Annotated in this window: 17 protein-coding genes; 7 read left to right on the top strand and 10 right to left on the bottom strand. The window is 46.4% G+C overall.

Annotated elements, in window-relative coordinates:
* Positions 1-1,341: a 16S rRNA (cytosine(967)-C(5))-methyltransferase gene (locus NDI35_RS04200; protein WP_445311614.1), complete on the top strand. Its 1,341-nt coding sequence runs from the start codon at positions 1-3 to the stop codon at positions 1,339-1,341.
* Positions 1,342-1,398: 57 nt separating this feature from the next.
* Here NDI35_RS04200 and NDI35_RS04195 read toward each other — a convergent pair whose 3' ends face one another.
* From NDI35_RS04195 to NDI35_RS04165, 7 genes are all read right to left on the bottom strand, one after another.
* Positions 1,399-3,969 carry a transglycosylase domain-containing protein gene (locus tag NDI35_RS04195; protein ID WP_445311613.1) on the bottom strand — a complete coding sequence of 857 codons (2,571 nt, stop codon included), beginning with the start codon at positions 3,967-3,969 and terminating at the stop codon, positions 1,399-1,401.
* 239 nt (positions 3,970-4,208) lie between these two features.
* Entirely contained in the window at positions 4,209-5,219 is a 1,011-nt protein-coding gene (gene chlG / locus NDI35_RS04190; RefSeq protein ID WP_333035306.1) for a chlorophyll synthase ChlG, read from the bottom strand.
* 310 nt (positions 5,220-5,529) lie between these two features.
* The gene (locus NDI35_RS04185) at positions 5,530-5,997 is read right to left on the bottom strand and encodes a DUF29 domain-containing protein (protein WP_445311612.1); all 468 of its coding nucleotides are present in this window, start codon (positions 5,995-5,997) and stop codon (positions 5,530-5,532) included.
* Positions 5,998-6,023: 26 nt separating this feature from the next.
* A complete protein-coding gene (locus NDI35_RS04180; protein WP_445311611.1) occupies positions 6,024-6,728 on the bottom strand; it encodes a helix-hairpin-helix domain-containing protein in 705 nt (234 codons plus the stop codon).
* A gap of 155 nt (positions 6,729-6,883) precedes the next feature.
* A complete protein-coding gene (locus tag NDI35_RS04175; RefSeq protein WP_333045272.1) occupies positions 6,884-7,231 on the bottom strand; it encodes an NINE protein in 348 nt (115 codons plus the stop codon).
* 94 nt (positions 7,232-7,325) lie between these two features.
* The gene (locus tag NDI35_RS04170) at positions 7,326-7,538 is read right to left on the bottom strand and encodes a hypothetical protein (protein WP_445311610.1); all 213 of its coding nucleotides are present in this window, start codon (positions 7,536-7,538) and stop codon (positions 7,326-7,328) included.
* Between the two features lie 351 nt (positions 7,539-7,889).
* Positions 7,890-9,482 (bottom strand): CPBP family intramembrane glutamic endopeptidase, encoded by a 1,593-nt coding sequence (locus NDI35_RS04165; protein WP_445311609.1) that lies wholly within the window; start codon positions 9,480-9,482, stop codon positions 7,890-7,892.
* A 326-nt stretch (positions 9,483-9,808) separates the two neighbouring features.
* Between NDI35_RS04165 and NDI35_RS04160 the strand changes: the two genes are divergently transcribed.
* The 3 genes from NDI35_RS04160 (at position 9,809) to NDI35_RS04150 (ending at position 13,778) form a co-directional block, all read left to right on the top strand.
* Complete coding sequence (locus NDI35_RS04160) at positions 9,809-11,170, top strand: histidine phosphatase family protein (protein WP_333310148.1); 1,362 nt, start codon at positions 9,809-9,811, stop codon at positions 11,168-11,170.
* A 389-nt stretch (positions 11,171-11,559) separates the two neighbouring features.
* Complete coding sequence (locus tag NDI35_RS04155; protein WP_445311608.1) at positions 11,560-12,873, top strand: dihydroorotase; 1,314 nt, start codon at positions 11,560-11,562, stop codon at positions 12,871-12,873.
* 149 nt (positions 12,874-13,022) lie between these two features.
* Entirely contained in the window at positions 13,023-13,778 is a 756-nt protein-coding gene (locus NDI35_RS04150; RefSeq protein WP_445311607.1) for a 4'-phosphopantetheinyl transferase family protein, read from the top strand.
* 243 nt (positions 13,779-14,021) lie between these two features.
* Here the strand turns inward: NDI35_RS04150 and NDI35_RS04145 are convergent.
* A protein-coding gene (locus NDI35_RS04145; protein ID WP_445311606.1) for an IS1 family transposase occupies positions 14,022-14,755 on the bottom strand; the annotation gives its coding sequence in 2 pieces (ribosomal slippage) (positions 14,022-14,416 and positions 14,416-14,755; 735 coding nt in all).
* Positions 14,756-15,038: 283 nt separating this feature from the next.
* On the bottom strand, positions 15,039-16,514 hold the full coding sequence (gene glgA / locus NDI35_RS04140; RefSeq protein WP_445311605.1) for a glycogen synthase GlgA: 1,476 nt from the start codon (positions 16,512-16,514) through the stop codon (positions 15,039-15,041).
* Positions 16,515-16,953: 439 nt separating this feature from the next.
* On the opposite strand from glgA, the gene NDI35_RS04135 reads away from it, so the two are divergent.
* From NDI35_RS04135 to NDI35_RS04125, 3 genes are read left to right on the top strand one after another with little or no spacing between them, the layout of a single operon-like run.
* The gene (locus NDI35_RS04135) at positions 16,954-17,736 is read left to right on the top strand and encodes a sigma-70 family RNA polymerase sigma factor (protein ID WP_445311604.1); all 783 of its coding nucleotides are present in this window, start codon (positions 16,954-16,956) and stop codon (positions 17,734-17,736) included.
* 51 nt (positions 17,737-17,787) lie between these two features.
* Positions 17,788-18,780: a DUF1822 family protein gene (locus NDI35_RS04130; RefSeq protein ID WP_445311603.1), complete on the top strand. Its 993-nt coding sequence runs from the start codon at positions 17,788-17,790 to the stop codon at positions 18,778-18,780.
* A gap of 55 nt (positions 18,781-18,835) precedes the next feature.
* Positions 18,836-21,226 (top strand): CHASE2 domain-containing protein, encoded by a 2,391-nt coding sequence (locus NDI35_RS04125; protein WP_445311602.1) that lies wholly within the window; start codon positions 18,836-18,838, stop codon positions 21,224-21,226.
* Between the two features lie 144 nt (positions 21,227-21,370).
* Here NDI35_RS04125 and NDI35_RS04120 read toward each other — a convergent pair whose 3' ends face one another.
* Complete coding sequence (locus NDI35_RS04120) at positions 21,371-22,102, bottom strand: response regulator transcription factor (protein ID WP_445311601.1); 732 nt, start codon at positions 22,100-22,102, stop codon at positions 21,371-21,373.
* Between the last annotated feature and the right edge of the window lie 176 nt (positions 22,103-22,278).

Genomic DNA, 22,278 nt, shown 5'->3' with positions numbered 1-22,278 from the left:
ATGCAAAATCCCCGCCAAATAGCTTTTCTCGCACTCCGCGAAGTCCACCGCCGCGGTGCATTCGCAGATGCCGCACTCGATCGCGCTTTCGGCAATTCTCAACTCAACGACCTCGATCGGCGTTTAGTCACAGAATTAGTTTACGGTAGCGTCAGGAGAATGCGATCGATCGACTTCATCATCGACAAACTAGCAACAAAGAAATCCTCCCAACAACCGCCCGAACTCCGCACCATCCTACATTTAGGCTTATATCAACTCGAATATCTCAACCAGATTCCCCCCTCCGCCGCCGTCAACACCACCGTTCAACTAGCAAAAGAAAACGGATTTTCAGGACTCAGCAGTTTTGTCAACGGTTTGTTGCGCCAATACATCCGTTTAACAGATAACGACTTAAACCCCTTAACAGTTACTAATTATAAATCAACCGTCGAACGCCTAGGAATTCTGCACAGCTTCCCCGAATGGCTGGTAAAATTGTGGATCGAACAAATAGGCGAAACGGAAACAGAACAACTATGTGAATGGTTCAACCAATCCCCCACAATTGACCTAAGAATCAATCCCTTAAAAAGCTCGATCGCCCAAATTGAAACCGCCTTCAAATCCCACAACATCTCAACTAGCAGAATCCCCAACTTGCCACAAGCATTAAGACTAAATGGCAGCATCGGCGCAATCCAAAACCTCCCCGGATACAGCGAAGGTTGGTGGACAATCCAAGACAGCAGCGCTCAATTAGTCACCCATTTACTAGGGCCCCAGCCAGGGGAAACTATTATCGACGCCTGCGCCGCGCCGGGGGGAAAAACCACCCACAGCGCCGAATTAATGCAGGATGAAGGCACAATTTATGCCTGCGACAAAACCGCCAGCAGACTCAAAAAACTTAAAGAAAATGCAGACAGACTCCAGATGAAATCGATTAAAATTCATACCGGAGACAGCCGCCATTTCCCAGAGTTTGTTAACCTCGCAGACAGAGTTTTACTAGACGCACCTTGTTCCGGCCTGGGAACCCTCCACCGCCGCGCCGACGCCCGCTGGCATCACACGCCCGAAAACATTCAACAACAATCTCAACTGCAATCGGAATTGCTAGCAAATGCAGCGACATTTGTCAAGTCCGGCGGCGTATTAGTTTATGCAACTTGCACAATTCATCCCTTGGAAAATGAAACAGTTATTCGATCGTTCTTAGACAGCAATCCTAACTGGCAAATCGAACCGCCAACAATTGATTTACCCGTACAGCCATCACCCGAAGGATGGGTGAAAGTTTGGCCGCACCGAAATCAAATGGACGGCTTTTTTATGGTGAAACTAAAGCAAGATTAGATTTGTAGATTGTGATTTACCGTTGGGTGACGGATGGCAATTGTTGGTAAAACCCGCTTAATATCCAGGCTCCTGATAATATCCCGGTTCTTCATAAGCAGGCTCTTGATAAGCAGGCTCTTGATAAGCAGGCTCTTGCGGTGGGTAATACCTCGGTTGAGGATTGGGATTGTAAGGTACGATCGCCCCATCCTCATTCACAATCATCCCGCGAATAATCCTCTTAGGCTCCACCGGTTTCGCCTTAATACTGCCCTTGCGGCCCTCCAACTTCGGCAACTTCGGAAACTTCTCAACGGGCATTCCCTTAACAGCTTGACTCATAAAATCGCGCCAATTGTAGGCCGCCGTACCGCTAGTTCCCCAAGTCGGATAATTATCATCATTCCCCAGCCAAACCCCAGTCACCACCTGTGGAATGTAACCAATAAACCACAAATCCCTGACATTTTCCGAAGTACCGGTTTTGCCTGCTACAGCGCGATCGTTTAAAGCAGCAGGCCCCCCCGTACCGTCTTGCACAACGCCCTCCAACATCCAAGTAGTAATCGCAGCACTATCCTTATCCAAAACCCGCTTCGGTTTAAAATTAGCCTGATAAATCACATCTCCCCGCTGATTAATCACCCGCTTAATTCCGTGGGCTTCAATAAAATTCCCTTGCGCGGCTAAAGTACCGTAAGCATTGGTTAACTCCAGCAAATTCACCTCTGAAGAACCCAAAGCCAGGGAATAAATCGGACTCAATTTCGACTTAATCCCCATATCGTTGGCTAATTTGATCGCCGGTTCAAACCCCACATCCATCAACACCTTTACAGCTACGACATTCACCGAACGCGTCAAAGCATCAGACATCGATCGCCAACCGCTAAATTTTTTGCCATAATTATTCGGTTGATAGCCGTCGATAATAATTGGTTCATCTTCGTAACCGTCATAGGGAGAAAAACCAGCCGCCATCGCCGCGGCATAAACCAACCCTTTAAACGTCGATCCGGGCTGCCGCAAAGCCTGCGTAGCGCGATTAAATTCACTTTCCTTAAAATTTCCACCTCCTACCAGGGCCTTAACTTCCCCAGTCTTAGTGTCCATAGAAACTAAAGCGGCCTGTTCAAAACCCTGACGGCGACCATCAACTTCGATCGCATTTTTAACAACCTCTTCCGCTATTTTCTGCCACTTCAAATCCACCGTCGTCTCAACAGTCAAACCGCCAGCTTCCAAAGCATCCTGAGAAACATAGCGCGGCAATTCCTTCCGAATGTAACTAGCAAAATAAGGTGCGACTACTTTAAATCGCTTCGGCGGACTTGGTTTAACGGCGATCGGTTCCGCCATAGCCTCCTTCGCCTGAACCTCTGTAATTACCTTCGCTTCCTGCATTTGTTGCAGCACAAGATTGCGGCGTTTCTTAGCAATATCGGGATTAACCAAAGGCGAATATTCGCTCGGTGCCGGTGGCAAACCCGCCAAAGTTGCCATCTCTGCCAAAGTTAATTTATCGACTGTTTTGCTAAAGAAAACCAAAGCTGCATCTGCCACTCCGTAGGCATCCGAACCCAAATAAACCAGATTTAAATATCTTTCTAAAACTTGGTCTTTACTCAACTCCCGCTCTATTTTCTGAGCTAAAAGAGCTTCCCGAACCTTCCGCCTAATACTTCTTTCCTGATTAAGAAAAACAACGCGAGCCAATTGTTGCGTAATTGTACTGCCACCCTGCACTAAATCTCTCGCTATCAAATTAGAAACAATCGATCGCACAATACCTTGATAATCCACCCCGCGATGTTGGTAAAAACGGCGGTCTTCTATGGCAATAAAAGCTTTAACCAACAGTTCGGGAATTTCTTGAAGTTTCAGTTTATCTCTAGTTGCAGGCCCCGACTGCAACAAAATCGTATTATCTGATGCCTTAATTGTCAGCGTTCCGTCGCGGTTAAAGGCTGACAAATCGTTAACATCCGGCAAACCTTTGTCTAAGGTGTACAAAATCCATAAACCGTAGATTAAAGCGCCCCCGCCTATACTCGCAACACCTAAACTTATCCAAAATCTAGGACGGCGGGGGATACGTTTTTTAGTATTTTCCTTCGGTGCGCTATTTTCCTGTAGTTCCGTATGTCTCTGCAATTCGGTGTTCTGCGGTGCGCTATTTTCCGGCAATTCGCTAATATCCGATTTTGGGGGTGATTTAGTTCCCAGCACACTTAATCCCGGCCGCAACAATTCTTTTCCCTTGGTTTGCAAGCTGGTAACTTGAGGTTCAATTTCTAACCAAGCAATTAAGCGCTTCAACCCTTCCCACTCGCGCTTGACTACTGGATATCGAGCGTATTCTGGTTCTAAATATTCTAAGTCTAAATATTCTGAGTCTAAATATTCTGAGTCTAAATATTCTGACTCTTCTAGAGGTGCAGCATCTTCTGATACCACATACTCCGCTCGCTCATCCCTTGTCCGTGTATAAAATTCCGCCTCGGATTCCGGCGAGTTGAGCTTATTGCCCTTCGCAGCCTTCGGCGGTTCTCGATCGGAATTACCGCTTATTGCGTTAGTGACTTTGCTCAATGTATCTTTGATATTTGAGAAAAATTCTGCCACGTTCAGACCTTCAAACCTCATCAAGTCCGATTAAAAATTAAAAATTAAAAAAGCTAGCCTTTTTAAATTCTTAATTTTTAATTCGACATTTTTTCTTGAATAACACGCTGCCTTGAATTAGGTTTTTTGAATTAAAAAAATTTTAATTCACCACTCAAAATTCAAAACTTTTCTTAACGCTGCAGAGCTTGGTATTTTTTTGAGAAGTGAATTAGATTTTTTGAATTCAAAATTTTTTAACTCAAACCTCAAAACTCTGCTTAACTCGCATGACCCAGTGCCAATGCTGCTACTAGCATACCCAAAACCAGGAAAGGCTGAGCACTTGCCTGATATTTAACATCATTTTCCAGGGGATTACGCAAAAAGTACATATCCTGAAAAGTAATTTGGGGAATTATCAGCAGCAGCAGAATGACAGCGTAAAGGTTTTGGTGGATGCTGATCAGGTAGCCTGCAATCCCAGCTTGAAAGATGTCGATCATCAACACGCAAATCCAAGCTGCGGTGCTGATGCCAAACATCACTGGCAAAGATTTTAACCCTAATTGCCGATCGCCTTCGACACTTTTGAAATCATTGACGATCGCAATTCCCAGCCCTGCCAAACTGTAAAACAGGGTCAAAATCATAATGGTGGGATCTAGTGTACCAAACAAAGCTTGACCCGCCCACCAAGGCAGGGCAATGTAGCTAGCACCCAGGGCATAATTTCCCAACCAGCCATTCTGCTTGAGTTTCAGCGGGGGCGCAGAGTAGATATAAGCTAGAAACGCGCCGCCGAGAGTCAATACAGTCATTATCGGGAATTCATGACCCGCCCACAAGTCTAGAGCATAAGCCACCCCAATCCCAGCGGCTAATAATACCAAAATTTGCGTTACTACTTGGGGAATCGAGATGATACCGGAGGGAATTGGACGGTAGGGCTCGTTAATAGCGTCGATGTCGCGATCGTAAAAATCGTTCAAAGTTTGAGTGTACCCGGTCAGCAACGGCCCTGACATCAACATACAAGCTGCTGCGATCAAGAAATTCTCTAGGTTCCAAACATAGTTTCCAGAAGAAGCCGCCCCGCACACCACGCCCCAAATTAGGGGAATCCAGGTAATCGGTTTCATCAATTGCAAGCGAATCTTCCAGATAGAAGTTTCCCCGCTAGCGGCCCCTTTCATGCCCAACAGTTGCCTAGTTTTGGCACTGCGGTTTTCGGTAGCAGCACTTTCCGGTGCTGCTTCTGGGGAGATTTGGGATGGAGGAGAGTCAGACATAATTTGATGTTAGCGGTACTGCTACTATTGTGTCGTTTTGCATTTCAATAATAATTCAGATAGCTTACCACTGATATTTAAGGTAGATTCTTGAAAACTTACCCTGGCTTGGAGTTGATGCTAAGGAAAAGTAGGAGTTTCACAATATATTGAAATATCATTTTTTTGTGTAAATGTCAAGAGGATAAATACTTTTTTTTATAATTTCGCTGAGTCCGCCTTCTGGGGGAGATTTTTTGCCAGCAGGTGCATTTAATGTCAATTACCAGGAGGCGATCGAGCTTTTTTGCCATACTACCCTTGAATCATCTCATCTGGCAGAAAATCTGGCAGAAAAATCAGAATCTAGAACCTCGACAGAAGTGTAGATACATAATTTCGGAAACGTCTCTACAAGCAATCCAGTTTCAGCACTTGCTTGTTCTGCTGCATCCGCATAGCATTCAGCCAACACCTCTTCAAGATATGGTTTGAGACTGGGGGAATCTTTCAAAGCTTTGCGAATGCGTCTGCGATGTTCGATAATGCTGCCTTTCCAACTACCCCTTCTTTGAGCCGGTTGAAATTGCCACTTGAGCAAGTGCAGGAGAATTACCACCAGATTACTCTCTAAACTTCGGCGCTCACTTCGCCCCATGTCTTCTATTTCTGCAATCAGATTTTCCCAGTCAATGTTTGAATAGTCGCGCACCCGCAACTTTTCCACAGTGGTTTCCATCCATCTCAGGTAATCTGTATCATACAATTTTTGTCGTTCAACTTCTAATTTTGTTGTCATAAGCTGTTCCTACTAACAACCGTAAATTAACAAATATGGCGATAGGAATCAAAAGGCAGTCCCGTCCGCCGCTTGACTTCGACAACTGATTTGTAAGCGCCTTTTCTCTGCCTTTCTCTAACTATTTTTTCCGCCACAGTCCGATCTAAACCGCTGGCAATTAACTCTTCCGGCGAAAGAATATTTAACCGTTTCCAAGTAAACTGCAATTCTTTTTGATAATTGTAGCTGAAGCAAATCATCGGGGCGATTCGTCTGACGTGACTTTCGGGAACTCCGGCTATTTCTGATAACTCTTCGGCGTGGGTAAAAATGTAGCCTTCGTTTTGCAAAGATTCAATATCGTTGGCGTAGACGATCGGCAAACCCAAGATTCTGACCATATCGTCTTTGGTACACTCATTAATATCTATTTTGCCGCGCACGCTTGCCAGTTCTTCGGCATTCGTCGCACTCGCCGGAACCAGTATACCTCTGGGTGCGGTTTTGATGAGATAGCGCTTTTTCAAACTAAAAGCAGTGACAATTTGAGCAATCCACAAGATCGTACCCAAATTAGTTGAAGAAGATACCGCTAGTGCTGCTAAAGTAATTGCAACACCCCATCCCATCCAACTGCGAATATTTGACTTTTGGCCTGCATAGGCGATCGCCAATCCGCCGAAGTAGGGAATAAAAGCATACCACACCCAGTTTGGAGTTTGACGCAGCCAGTATAAATCTTGAGACACTTTAATTTTATCCTTAAATAGCTGTGATCTCACACTTATTTCAATCCCACTTTTTTAATAGTGGGCTTCCTTCTTCCTTCTTCCTTCTTCCTTCTTCCTGACATCCGTTACATCCGTTACATAATCCGTTGCCGAACTTCCTTCTGCGTTCTTAATTACAATTCTCGCAACAGTTTTTGGCGTTTTTCTTCATATTCTTCGGCGGTAATTGCGCCCATATCGTAAAGTTTTTTTAATTCGCCGATCGCCCCTGTTACATCTTTTGCTGCTCTGAGGGCATACCCCGACGGCAACGTGCCGCCATTGTACTGAACCTGAAAAGCTTGTTCCGACATCAGCAGCAGCCCGATAAAATCGAAAAATGCGATCAGTGACGGAATTAATGTCCAAGAAAATAGCAAGTATAATACCCCTGCTAAGTTATTGCCCAAATAAAATTTGTGAACTCCGAAACCTCCCACAAAGAAAGCTAACACAACTGCTACGGTTTTATCTTTTACCATTTTTACTTTCCCCAGTTTTTTATTTTAACTTGCGGGCTCGACCTTTAACTCTCTACCTTTAACGATCGACCTAAGTAATCTTACTAATTTTTACTCATTTATTTGGGTTTTTGCGAAACTTAGACATCGCAAAATACAGCAGAACTATACCGACTTGAGCCTGTAGAATCACCAAGTAGCCTCTCAAGAAATAATTGAGTTCGCTACCTGAATTGAGAGAAAATATTAAAACGCCCAAGGCTGCGTAGGGTGCGAAACGCATCCAACTCGGCGTTCCCTCTAAGTTGCGGCTGTTCAAATTGCTCATGGGTTTAAGCCTCATCCTAAATTAAAATTTAGCTATAAATTAGCCGGATTGTCAACTTCCGTTTGGTGCGATCGCCCGGGTGAGTCTATCAATCATCAGCCGACAAGATATTACTTCCATGTTAAACCCTGTTTTTCCGCTAAAGTAAGGAACCGGGGCGGGTCTATCTGAATCTGTGGCTAATATTACAGATTAAGGTGAACCCGCCCTATGAGAATTCGGGTTATTTTACCGGGCTAGATATCAGGGGCGCACCGAACACCCTACTGCTATTTATGGCAAGAGTCGATCGCCCTGACCATCGCTGTCAAAAAAAACCGGTTAATTCACAATTATTAACAACCGTCCCCATTAACTCGCGCCGCCGCCCAAAAGAAACAGACTCAGGAGAGTACCGCTGTTCCAAAGACTGTGGAGAAGCATAGGAGCAAGTAGATTGCGCGATCGCGTATACACAAACCCCAAAACCGCACCCAAAGTCGCCAAAGGCAGAATCTCAGAGACACTCAAGTGAGCCACAGCAAACAAGAAAGCAGAAGCTGCAATCGCCCCCCAAACAGGCAAATAGCGAGTCAGAGAAGGCAGCAGAAAGCCCCGAAACACGATTTCCTCAAAAACCGGAGCCGCGAGCGCAGCAGTGCCGAAAAACACCGCCAAAGCCACGTTGTCCCTACCTTCGAGAACGATCGGCAAAATCGGATTACTGCCACCTTGTCCCTGCCACAATTGCTGATTAATCAGCGACACCAAAACTACCAAAGGCAAAGCAACAAAATAGCCACCAAATCCCCACAAAAACCAACTTCCCCGCCAATTAATCCGAAACCAACCTTCCGGCAAAGGCAAAAAAGACTTGACCGAAAAATACAGTACCGAAAGCCCCCCAGCCGACAGCAACAAATAAGTAGCAAAGATATAAAAAGCCTTGTCGCGCGGGTCAAAAGTAGCTGGGTTGAGTTTTAAAACAGCCAGAGAAACAGGCAGCAACAAATAGGGAATCAAGATTTGCCCGACAAAGAAAAAGCCGACCACAAGCACCTGCCAAACAATCTCACCGTCCCAAGGCACATCCCAAGTCAAGCTCGCATTGCGCGCCAACAGCGGCCCCGGATCTGCTTTCTCTAACTGCTTCCGCTGCAACAGCCACTGCACGGTCAAACCAACCAGCAAAACCGTACCAATACAAAGTGCGATCGCCGGAACGCCAACTATAATTGCCAACTTTTCTACAGCTTGCTGGGCCGTTACTTGCTCTGCTGCTTGCAGCGCCGCCAGTTCTTTAGAACGTTCTTGCAGCTTGTAAAGTTGAGCGAGAGCGCGATAGCGAAACCAGCCATCCAAAGACTTTTGAATGCTCGGCTCGGCATCCGGCAGCAGTTGAGCCGGATTGCTCCAAATTCCCGTTAAAACTTTAGCAGTTACCGCCGAAGAGTCGTAATCAATTTGAGTGTTGTACCGCTCAACTAAATTTTTCCAAGTTTGGAGAGCAGCCTCAGTTTTGCCACTGCTTACCTGCAAAATTCCCAATCGCAAGTCAAGTTCGTTTAGCAGCACTGACTGTTGCTTGATCGACTCTGACGCCGCCTTATTTTGAGCCAAATTCAGAGTATTATCCTCAGACTTAGAGGCGATGGCAGACTGAATTTGTTTAACTTGTGCTTGAGTTGTTTCGAGAGTTTTGCTAGTCGAGTCTCGCGCTTCTTGATATTGCGTCAAAGCGGTATTTAAAGGATCTGCACCGACAATATTGTTGCGCGCCGAACTTAAATTAGCACTCTGATTATTTTCTCCTTGCCACTCAGAGGCGTGAAGCAGCAAATTTGTCTGGTAGAGTTCCAGCCGGCTTTGAATTTGCGGCTGGTTCCAACTAGCAAGTAAAGATAAACCTACCAGGGCGATCGCGATCGCCGTTAAAATACCTAAAATAACCCGCTTCAGTGTCATTCCTGCTTTTCCGTCCCGCGCGAATCCGTGGCTAAATCTTTTCCGTCTTTAATCATAGGTCGTTGCAGACGAGAGTATCCCGACAACTGGTAAAATTTCACTGGCTCATCTTTTTGACTCGCCTCAACAAGACTTACGCCAAAAATCCTCGCTCCGCGATGTATACATAAGGTTCACACCTTAGCCCAACGGTGCTTATGGCGCACCCTACAGGAGTAGTGCGGCATAAACACCCGCGATCGATGTATGAGGTAATATCCGCACGGCGCACCCGCAGCGGGGTAGCAGGCTAAATCTAAAATCTAAAATCTAAAATCTAAAATCGAATGACTCGCATTATCTTAGTCCGTCACGGCAAAAGCACCTACAATCAAGAACGCCGCATCCAAGGCCGCCTCGATAAATCAATTTTGACAGAAGCAGGCCGCAGCGCCGCCCTGCAAGTAGGCGACACACTCAGCAGTATCGCCTTTGATGCCATCTATACCAGTCCCCTGCAACGAGCCAAAGAAACAGCGGAAATCATCCTGTCGCGCTTGACAAATCCGCCACAACTCCAGCCAACTGATAATTTGATGGAAATCGATTTGCCTCTGTGGGAAGGAATGTTGCGCCAAGATGCGATCGACAAATTCCCCGAAGCATATCAGCAATGGCAAAAACAGCCAGACAAATTTTCCATGAAACTGCCATCTGCTGACGGAGAAATCGAACACTTTCCCGTATTGGCAATTTTTGCTAACGCCCGTCATTTTTGGCAAGAACTTTTATCGCGCCACCGGGACGGCACAATTCTAGTAGTAGGTCATAACGGAATCAACCGCGCTCTCATTGCTACAGCGTCGGAAATTAACCCGAATTACTACCAATCTATTCAGCAGTCAAATTGCGGCATTAGCGTCCTTAATTTTGGATATTCCCCTGTTACCACCGACGAGCCAGGAGAGCCAAAAAAGAAAGTTCCTGTTCAATTAGAATCCCTAAATTTAACTTCCCATACCGGGGAAATTTTTCCCAAACCGAGGGATGGGCACCAAGGCCCGCGCTTGTTGCTGGTGCGTCACGGCGAAACAGACTGGAATAAAGCAGGTAAATTTCAAGGGCAAATTGACGTACCTCTCAACGATAACGGCCGCGAACAATCCCGGCGGGCGGCAGAATTTCTCAAGGATGTAAAATTAGACTTTGCGATTAGCAGTTCCATGCTGCGCCCGAAAGAAACTGCGGAAATTATTCTCAAATATCACGGCGGTTTGCAACTAGAACTGCGCGACGAGTTGAGAGAAATCAGCCACGGACTTTGGGAAGGAAAGTTTGAATCAGAAATCGAACAATCCTATCCGGGTTTGCTACAGGAATGGAAAACATCTCCTGAAACAGTCCAAATGCCCGAAGGAGAGAATTTGCAGCAAGTTTGGCAGAGAGCGATCGCAGCTTGGCGAGAAATTGTACAATCAGTTTCTGGTACGGGGATTGTCGTTGCTCACGACGCCATTAACAAAGCAATTCTCTGCCACCTATTCGGTTTAGAACCCGAACATTTCTGGAAATTCAAACAAGGAAACGGAGCCGTTAGCGTGATTGATTATCCCCACGGCCCCGATGGTTTGCCGGTATTACAAGCGATGAATGTCACAACTCATTTGAGCGGCGGCGTTTTTGACAAAACAGCAGCCGGAGCACTGTAATCGGTAAAATCCTGGGCGCGACCCCGTAGACGTATTACCAGTCTGCTGTTTGACGATTAGGCCTTCGATCCCCCCTAGCCCCCTTAAGAAGGGGGGAAAAGAAGCCTTCTCAAAGTCCCCCTTTTTAAGGGGGATTTAGGGGGATCGAGACTCGTGTCAAAGCGAAATTTATCAAAGCTTTTAGGATTAAGTTAACACCAATGTCCATCGCTACCCTTCGCCCGCCTGAAAAAAGTTTAAAAGTTGATAACAACCGCCCCCGATGGTTAGGAAATTCTTAATTGCTGAAACCGTTGATTTTCTTCCTTCTTCCTTCTTCCTTCGTGTCCTTCGCGTCTTCGCGGTTCCATCTTCCATATTCCATCTTCAATATATTTAAATCTTAAGTTATGAGCCGCGAACTGCTACAAAATGTACGGGTGCTAGATCCAGTTTCAGGGAGCGATCGCATCGCTGATATTCTGATTGCTGAAGGTAATATCAAAGCAGTTGAGGAAAAAATTGCTGAGTTTCCCGCTGACACCCAAGTGCGGGATTGCCAGGGACTGATTTTGGGGCCGGGGTTAACTGATATCTACAGTCACAGCGGAGAACCGGGTTTTGAGGATCGAGAAACCCTGGAATCCTTGATGCAGGCTGCGGCGGCTGGGGGTTTTACGCGAGTGGCGATTTTGCCGGATACCTCGCCACCTGTTGACAATTTGGCCGGTTTAGCTTTGTTGCAGCAACATATCCGCAATTTGCCGCCCGGGCTGCCCCGCTTGTATTTTTGGGGAGCGCTGACAGCGGGGGTTAAAGGGCAGCAGATGGCCGAGTTGGGCGAGCTGGCATCCTGTCCAGTGGTGGGTTTTGCAGACGGTTTGCCGCTGTCTAATCCCGCTCTGGTGAGGCGTTTGCTGGAGTATATCAAGCCTTTGGGCAAGTCGGTGGCTTTGTGGCCGTGCGATCGAACTTTAGCAGGAAATGGCGCGGTGAGGGAGGGTTCGCTGTCGGTGCGCTTGGGTTTACCAGGAATTCCGGCTAGTGCGGAAACTTCGGCTTTGGCGACAATTCTGGAGTTGGTGGCATCTGCGGACACAGGAGTGCACATTATGCGCGTTTCTACAGCGCGCAGCGTGGAATTGATTCGAGATGCGAAGGCGCGGGGTTTGCCGGTGACTGCGAGTGTGACTTGGATGCACTTGCTGTTGAATGTCGGGGCAATTTCAGGAAACTCTAAAGATTCCGGCGGTAAAAATGCTCTGACTGCTTCGTTGCCCTACGATCCGAATTTACGCCTAGAACCGCCGTTGGGCAATCTCAGCGACCAATTAGCGCTGATTCAAGCTGTGAAAGATGGTGTAATTGATGCGATCGCGATCGACCACAATCCGCATACTTATGAGGAGAAAACTGTGGCTTTTGCTGATAGTCCGCCCGGGGCGATCGGCTTGGAATTAGCTTTGCCTTTACTGTGGCACGGGCTGGTAAAAACGGGCGAATTTTCGGCTTTAGAACTGTGGCGAGTTTTGAGCGCAGGCCCTGCCGTTTGTCTCGGACAAACGCCCCCCGTCGTTGCACCAGGAGTCTCTGCAGAGCTGATTTTGTTCGACCCGGAAATGAGTTGGAATGTTGACGGGCCAAGTCTGAAGTCGCGATCGGCAAATACGCCTTGGTTGGGACAGCAATTAGCGGGAAAAGTTGTGCAAACTTGGATTTATTGACGGTTGAAATTGGGACTTATTTAACGAACCGCGAAGGCGCGTTCGGCGAAGCCGTTCCCGAAGGGTAGGGTGCGAAGGAAGAGAAACAAGATCAAGAAGAAAATCGGTAATTTCGTACGTGGAAGCTTTGGATAAGGCAGGGTAAATATATGATTGCTGTCATTCCTTCGTGGAATTCTCCACCGCTAGACTTGACATTGGGTGCGGGCGAAATTCATGTTTGGCGCGTGTCTCTGGCTCAAACAGAATTTTGCTTGCAGAGTTTACAACAGACTCTCTCTACCGACGAGCGGAAAAAAGCCGAGAGTTTTCATTTTCCCAAAGGTCGATCGCAATTTATTGTAAGTCGTGGCGCCCTGAGAGCGATTCTGAGTCGTTATCTTAACATAAATTCTCACCTTTTGCGCTTTGACTACAATCCCTACGGCAAACCCTCCCTCATCGCCGCCCAAGGGGGAAACACCCTCCGTTTCAATTTGTCACACTCAGGGAACATGGCTCTAATTGCTATTACCAAAAGTCTAGATATTGGTGTCGATATTGAAGGTATCAATCCCAAATTTCCTTGTCTGCAGATTGCTGAAAAGTTTTTTTCCCCCTTAGAAAATACTGTGTTGCGTTCGCTCCCAGAGCATCTCCAGCCCAAAGCCTTTTTCACCTGTTGGACTCGCAAAGAAGCCTATATCAAAGCAGTCGGGAAAGGACTTTCTATTCCCCTGAATCAGTTTGATGTCAGCCTCGCACCAGGAGAACCTGCCGCGCTGTTAAATGTTGAAGGAAACCCCGAAGAAGCTTCGAGATGGTCTTTAATGGAATTAATTCCGAGTTCAGATATGGTGGCGGCTGTTGCGGTTGCAGGAGATTCCTGGAAACTTCATTGTTGGCAGTGGACAGGGGAGTTTTGATTTATGCTGAAATGTTGTACCATTCTCCATAAGCTTTTTATGAACAGGCAAGATGCCTGTTCCACAATAAAATTCACTCTTTGTTGAACAGGCATCTTGCCTGTTCTTGAGAATGGTGCAAGATGTGAGTTTATACCGATCGCCAAAGGTAAAAGATCACGGCAATGGTCACTACAATAGGTCTACGGGTTGAGCCTTCAAGCTCTGGCATTGCGGGCGTTGCTGAATCAAGGTATGATAAACTTATAGTGTGATCGCAGACAAGCGAAAATAATTTCTTTGATTTTGATACGGAACTGGAACATCTGCAAATTTTAGATAGTGAATTAGTAACTGAATTGAATATCTTAACATTTGTTCAGATTTAGAATAACAAAGACTTTTTCGTTTTAGGCGAGCCAAATAATGCCTTAATCTTGTATTTTCACCATCAACTCTTATCATATATGTTTTACTAATAATCTGATCTCCATCCGGAATAAACTTAGGGTAAACTTTCCATCCATCTGTCACATAAAAATGGCATTTCCATTTATTAACAATCTCCCATAGTGGTTCAAAGGTTTTGGCACTATGGTCGCCTAAAACCCATCCTAGAATACCTGGTTTAAAATGGTCTACTGCTGTCCATAACCAGATTTTGTTTTTTTTGAGCCAACAAATGTTTCTAATTCATCTAATTCTCCGACTTGTGGAGTTATTTCTGCCTCATAAAAATCTGGCAGGAGCTTTCCTACTTGTTTGACCCAATTAATGATTGTCGTATGATGCACATTTTTGACTCTCCCAATTGCTCGAAAACCCAGACCATTTACATACATTTTGAGACATTCACGTTTCAGATCTTCAGAATAACCTTTCTGAGGTTGATAGCCCTCTATAAATTGTCTGCCACAACCGACACAAATATAATTCTGTTTACCTTTTTTCTGACCATTTTTATTAACATGAGTTGACTGACATTCAGGACATTGCATAAGCTCTGCGTTTTGTGAAGTGTTATTTTTTGGCGCTCGCACTCTCAAATCATCATACCCTAATTCACCAACGCCCCATTAAGTTTAGCCCACCCATACATTTAAAAAGATTCCTTAAACAACCTCGCACTCCCAAAAAAAAGCAACAGCGCTCTCCCAACCGATTCGCGTCAACGCCATGTATCAACTGCCGGAATTCTCGACCAGGCTCAACAGCCACCAAGACGCGGGCTAGCTGTGCACACCCTACAGTTAGTAACTTGTACACTGCTACCCCTACTAATTATTTGTGTCGAATTAGCTCGTAAATTTCCACATAGTCTTTAGCGGGATATTTCCACGAATTGTCACAATTCATGCCTTGAAGCATGAGTTTTTCAAATTCATCATGATAGTCATACCACAATCCGATCGCCCGATCGAGCGCCGACTCTAAAGCCGAGTAGTCTGTTTGGTAAAACACGTAACCGTTGCGTTCTTCCGGCAGGTGGCGGGTGTCGTAATCTCGATCGAACACAGTATTCACCAAACCGCCAACTCCCCGCACCACAGGAACAGTACCGTACCTCAACCCGATCATCTGAGTCAGTCCGCAGGGTTCGTAATTGCTGGGAACCACAATCATATCCCCACCCGCGTAAATTAAGTGCGACAGTTCCTCATTAAAACCTAGTTCTAAATGGCAGTCTGGATTGTCATTTAAAAACTGTTTCTCGTGCTGGAAATGCGCGTTAATTCCCGCTTCCGTCGCGGAACCCAAAAGCACGAATTGCGCTCCCTTACTCAGAGAGTAATAAATTGCATGGTGGACGAGATGAACACCTTTTTGGTCGTCCAAACGACCGATAAAGGTAATAATAGGCTTGTCAGCATCGCGCAGTAACAGCCGATCGCGCAAAGCTTTTTTAGTTTTGGCTTTTCCTGCCAAATCATCCTTAGTGTAGTGGTGCGGAATGTAGCGATCGGTCTCGGGATTCCACACATCATAATCAATACCGTTGAGCACCCCGCGAAACTTCTCTTGATACAAGTGCAAAGTATGGCCCAAACCGTAGCCAAACTCGCCGAGGTGAGCTTCCCAAGCGTGGTGTGGCGAAACCGTGGTGACAAAGTTCGAGTAAACAATGCCGCCTTTCATAAAGTTGAGGGCAAAAGGGTTAAAGTTATCTCGGAGGCGATCGTAATCAAAATAATAATCCGGTCTGTGCAAACCCGTTGCTTGCAAAATATCGCTACCTCCCATGCCTTGATGCTTGAAATTGTGAATGGTATAGCAGACTCGCTGATATTCCATCCAATTGTATTTGTATATTTCAAACAGCAGGACTGGCACCAAACCAGTTTGCCAATCGTGACAGTGAATCACATCGGGACGCTTGTTGCTTCTGAGCAAAAATTCCAAAGAGGCTTTGCTGAAAAATGCAAACCGCATATTGTCGTCATTGCACCCGTAATAACAGCCGCGATTAAAAAAGTTATCTTGAGAGCGAGGTTCGATGAAAAAACACAACTGCCCGTGCACCCAGCCGCACAAGACATCACAGAGGATTTCGCCCCCGTACCAGGGCACCGCCAAATCCCGGTAAGCTTCGTGAAGTCCCCAAATGTGGTCATACCTCATGCAGTCGTACTTGGGTACAATAATCTCGACGCAGTGACCGGCATTCTGTAACTCCCGACTCAAGCCGTAAACTACGTCGCCCAAACCTCCTGCTTTGATGACGGGGGCGCACTCCGAGGCAATTTGTACTATGTACATTTTTTTTTCTCGCTCCTGGATGAATCAAAAAAATATTTTCTTAACTTGACAAAGTATATGAGTTCTCGGCAAATAAGCAAGTCGGCCATTGGGAATACAGGGAAATACGCACAGCTAGCGGATGTTGGGGCAGATTCGGGCGATCGGTGATATCGTTTCCGCTTGGATCTGAATTATTTAAACCGCAGACGAGGCAGAGAACGCATCCGTGGGTTCAATCTCAAATCGATTTAATACCCCATTTGCGGGAATTTGTCAACTAAATATTTTTAAAATTTTTGCCTAATTTGCGCGAAATTTTCTCGCACGATGCTGATAACTGATTGGCACAGAGCACCTGTTCGACTGCTAAACATCAACAGGACTTACGCATTCAAGGGCGGTGTTACAAGGGTTTGAGATTATTCCTTTCACCTGCCAATGACACAATTACTTTGAAATGCGTCCAGGACTAATCAAATCAGGAATTCTATCTTGGAATTTAAACCAGCAAATGCCGTGTCCAGCATTGATCCAGAGACTCTTAAGGAGGCGATCGCCGATGCCCGACACCAACGGTAAGGAAAACAATTTAAACCAACAACTCCAACAGCTAGTTGCACAAGCCTGTTCGCATCCGCCCAAAAGCCTGATGCGGCGGGAAAAACTCAGCGAGATAGTGAGGCTGATTGTAAAATCCGGCAAACTTTGGCAAGAAGACACGCCTCATTACAACGATGCTTTACAGCAAACGTGGGTGTATTTTTGTCGCAATGTTTGCGAAGCGAACACCGCAAACAAACCTTACGATCGCAATCTGGGCAGCGTCATTACGTGGCTGGACAAATATCTCAAGATGCGACTCAAAGACTTCACTCTCGAACGAACGCAGGAAAAAGTTAGACGTGATTTACCGTTGATTTCAGAAGACTCAGCAGAAATTAACCTGATCAATAATATCGAAAACCCGCCGACTTATTCTGACAGTCCGCTAGCCATCCTAGAAGAGACAAAAAAATGGGTGCGGGCAGATCCGGAGGGGGAATTGAGAAGTGTTCACATCAAAGAACGCCCCGATGTCACTTGCCAAACCTTAATTCTGAGGCGTCTTCCCCCGGAAACTCCCTGGAAAAACATTGCTCTTGAATTTAACTTGCCGCCGTCAACCGCACCAAATTTTTATAAAAGAGAATGTCTGCCCCGCTTGCGAAATTTTGCCAAAAATCAAGGATATCTGGAATAAAGGCAGGACAAGTCCTGTCCTAAAAAAAATATGTCAAAGAGGAAAACCGCGATGAATAATAGCACCGAAAATATCAGAGAAAAATCCATTCCCCTGCCCATTACCGCCGCAGCCCTGCGGCTGGCACAGAAGTTTTCAAATCTTGACGGAGTGACATCCCCGGAGAAAAAAGAGCAAGTTTATTTCAACACTTTGGCTGTATGTGCAGTGAAAGATTACCTGGAAATGATGGACATTCCCACAGACTTGAATGCCAGCGACAGTTGGAACGCGGCCATGCGCCTTTACACCGATGCAGCAGACTTGAAATTAACTCAACTCGGTCATTTGGAATGCCGACCTCTGAAGTCTGGCAATTTTTGTTACATTCCGCTGGAAATACCGGACGATCGCATTGGTTTAGTAGCAGTTGAAATCGATATAAAGCGACAAGAAGCTACTTTGCTGGGCTTTATGAAAACTGCAAGGGGTGGCGATTTAGCTATTGACAAATTGCAAAGTATTGACAAGTTTCTCCAACATTTGGATTGTCTGGAACGCAGCAGGAAAACTGTACAACTGCGCCAGTGGCTGCACAATATTTTTGATGCTGGTTGGCAGTCTATAGAAGATATTTTAGTGCCAAAAGAACCTCATTTAGCTTTTCGTTACAGCAGCGCAGTCGTGCGGGGAAAGATAATCCATCTGACAGCAGATATCTCGGAAAAAGCATCAGCAACCCTGGACTCTGTTCAGGAAAAACCTAATTTCTGGAGGGGTGTAATAGAACCAGCCCCAGCGGTAGCTTTGCTGGTGGCGATCGAACCAACAACCGATACTGAAACTAATATTAAAGTACAGGTGCATCCCGCCGGCGGGGCAGACAGCTTGCCGCTCAATCTGACTCTGAAAGTCACCGACGGCGAGGGAAAAACTGTCATGGAAGCTTGCGCCGGCAGCGGTAACGGCTACATGACTCTAGAATTTGCCGCCGATCGCGGAGAATGTTTCAGCGTTGTGGTAAAACTGAAAGAACTCTGTATTGCAGAGAATTTTGCCGCCTAAAGAGGCCGACTTGTCATAAGTTGTTCAGCATGGAAATGGAACTTGGGCGGGCCGGATGCCCAGCCCACAAGAATTTCATCGCGCCGTGACTGTAAAATTTAGATGCGCCTGGGCTTATCAGTTGTTAGCCATGCCGAAATTAGTTGTTTTGAAGCTAGATGATAACTTGATAAAAGGGGTGCGAGTTTCTCTGGAAATCGGCGCGGAAGGAGATCGGCCTGCAGTGGAAATCCAAGCCTTCCTGCCTCCGAAACCAGAAATAGCGGAACACTACGATCGCTGGCAGTCAACCTATCGCAGTTTGGGAGATTTCCGCATTAAGCCGATCGAAATTAGCATTAGCGGTTCTCGTGCGGAACAGTTGGCAAAATGCCGCTTGTTGCGGGAAAAGTTAAGCCAGCAAATCAATAGCTGGCTCAACTCCGAACCGTTTCGCGAACTCAAAGAAACATTGCTCGAACAATTAATGCCGTCGGACACGATTCGATTTTTAATCAAAACTGACGACATCGATTTGCGGCGGCTGCCTTGGTACTGTTGGGATATTTTTGAGCGCTACCCGAAAGCCGAAATTGCTTTGAGCCCCGCAACTTCTAAAAAACCGGCGATCGCCAACAGAAATCCTGCTAAAGGCTGCGTAAAAATTTTAGCAATTTTGGGTAACAGTCAAAAAATTGATATTGAGCAAGATCGAATTATACTTGCAGGATTGCCCTCAGCAGAAGTTACTTTTTTAGTAGAACCAAGTCGCCGCCAAATCGGCGACCAGCTTTGGGAAAAAAGCTGGGATATCTTATTCTTTGCCGGACACAGTTCCACCTGCAGCGACGGCCGATCGGGTAGATTTTATATCAATAAAACCGAGAGTTTAACAGTAGAAGAACTGAAACAAGGCTTCAAGCTAGCGGTGAGCAGCGGCTTGCAGTTGGCGATTATCAATTCTTGCGACGGATTGGGGATAGCGCGACAGTTGGAAGATTTGGGAATCCCGCAAACGATCGTGATGCGAGAACCGGTGTCGGATCGAGTTGCCCAAGATTTTTTAAAGTATTTTCTCCAAGCTTTTTGCAGCGGGGAACCTTTGTATGTGGCAGTGCGCCTCGCGAGGCAAAGATTGGCAGAATTAGAGTCAGAAATTTCCGGCGCGGATTGGCTGCCGATTATTTGTCAAAATCCGGCATCCCAGCCGCCAACTTGGCAAGAGTTGCTGCACAAACCCGAGCCGGAAACTGTCAGCAATCCGCCATCTTTATCTCGGCTGCGCCGCTTTCAGATCGGGCTGTTGGCGATCGCAACTGCTGCTGTTTCTGTCATGGGAGCGCGATCGCTGGGCTTGCTCCAGATATGGGAATTGCAAGCTTTTGACCAACTGATGCGGCTGCGGCCTGCTGAAAGCTCAGACTCGCGTTTGCTGGTGGTGGAGGCGACGGAAACGGATATCAACAAATACGGCTTTCCGCTGCCGGATGCGACGATCGCAAAAGCAGTGGAAAAATTGGCACAGTATGGGGCGCAAACGATCGCCCTGGATATCTTCCGCGATCGCCCTTTAGGGCCCGGTTATGCAGCATTAGCCGCTCGCTTTCAGGGCGATCGGAGTTTAATTGGTTTGTGCAGCGTCAAAGAAACCGGCAAACCCAACAAATGCGGCATCAAACCCCCGCCCGCACTGCCAAAAGAGCGCCTCGGGTTCAGCGATGTGGTGGCAGATGCCGACGGCATTCTCCGCCGCCACTTGCTGTTTATGCAGCCGCACAGCAGCGATCCTTGTACTACAGAGCACTCTTTGAGCGCGAGGGCTGCCCTCCATTACCTAGCAGCAAAAGGCATCAAACCGGAAGATATTGCCAGAGATAAGATAAGGCTGGGTAATGCAGTTTTTGCACCGATTCACGGCAGTACAGGCGCTTATCAAAACTTGGACGATCGCGGTTTTCAAATGATGCTCAATTACCGACAACCAAAAAATTTTGTTCGCCGAGTCATGCTGGCAGAACTGTTAGAAGGAAAAGTCAATCCCAATTTGATAAAAGACCGAATTATCTTTATTGGCGTGACTGCTCCGATTTCCAATCCAGATTATTTTTTGACGCCCTACAGTGCGGGAGAATCGCCTTCCCAGAAAATGCCGGGGGTGTTAATTCAATCGCAAATGTCGAGTCAAATTATCAGCGCTGCTTTGGATGGGCGCCCGCTGCTGCAAATTGCACCTGAATGGGCCCAAATGCTGTGGATTGTGGGTTGGGCAGCAGTTGGTAGCGCGATCGCGATTGTCAGCCGACGCAGGCTGCACGCGGTGTTGGGGGCGATCGCATCTGGGGGGATTTTGTGCGGGGTTTGCTGGTTTTTGCTAATCGAGGGCTGGTGGGTGCCTTTGGTACCCTCAGCTTTGGCAATGGTAGCAGGGGGTTTAATTGCGATCGTTTTTACTTTTCGGCCGAAATGAGAATATCAATTGGCAATCGTTAGATGACATCGCCAACAAATAATCTCCAGCCATTCGAGAGATGTAGAGGTGGAGCATTTGGGCGACAGTTCATGTTTCCCACCTTTGATTTTATGCCCAAATGCTTCACACTCTCCAGACTATTCACTTAGAAACTACCTTGTTATTGCGATCGCTCGGAGCGAAAGTGTAACCGTATCCGTGAGTAGCTTGAATAAAATTCGGAACAGCGGAATCGACTTTAGCCAGTTTTCTGCGAATCATACGGATATACACGTCAACCACTTGCTCGTCTCGTGCGTCATTGCATTTCCATCCCCAAACTTTTTCGATTAGCTGTTGGCGGCTCCAAGCTTTACCTGGATAAGTTGCCAAAAAATACAAGAGTTGAAATTCTAAGGCCGTCAGAGCTAAAGTTTTCTCTTTCCATCTCACATCCCTACTCATTAAATCGATCCCTAGTTCACCGAAGACAAGATTGCGCGGAGTGACAGTTTTCATCTCCCTCAACAAGATTTCTATTCTAACTGCCAAGTCCTCAAGACTGAACGGTTGGTCGATTAAATCATCAACACCTGCTTTTATGATGTTAATTCGATCTTCTTCGCCTGTACTGCTGCTGAAAATCACGACTAAAAAAACATTCTTCCGTTTCTGAATTTCTTGGCCAAGTTTAACGCCGATATTATCCGGCAAATTCCCATCCACAATTACGAGGACTGGGTTGAATTCCTCAAAGATTTCTAAAGCTGTTTTTCCGTCTGCGGCAGATTGTACTTGATTTGTCTGATTCAGACAGCCGTAGATGAAATTGCCGACGGGTGCGTCATTCTCTACAACCAGCATTTGGGAAATTTGCTCGGTAGATATCGTCATAATTTTTGGCTCTCTTGTTAATGGTTCAAACTTTAGGAAATCGAGTAAGTATGCTGTCTTTTGATTAGCCCCTCGATTCCGTATATGGCGTGTTTTCTTTACCCGTAGATGCCCCCTTAGCTTGCCCCCTACTCAACCCCTACTCCCTTTAAAAAGGGGAGTAGGGGGTGGGACAA

The sequence above is a fragment of the Microcoleus vaginatus FACHB-2002 genome, assembly GCF_040004035.1.
In the GTDB taxonomy this organism is placed as follows: domain Bacteria; phylum Cyanobacteriota; class Cyanobacteriia; order Cyanobacteriales; family Microcoleaceae; genus Microcoleus; species Microcoleus vaginatus_C.
This window is presented reverse-complemented; position numbering and strand designations above follow the sequence as displayed.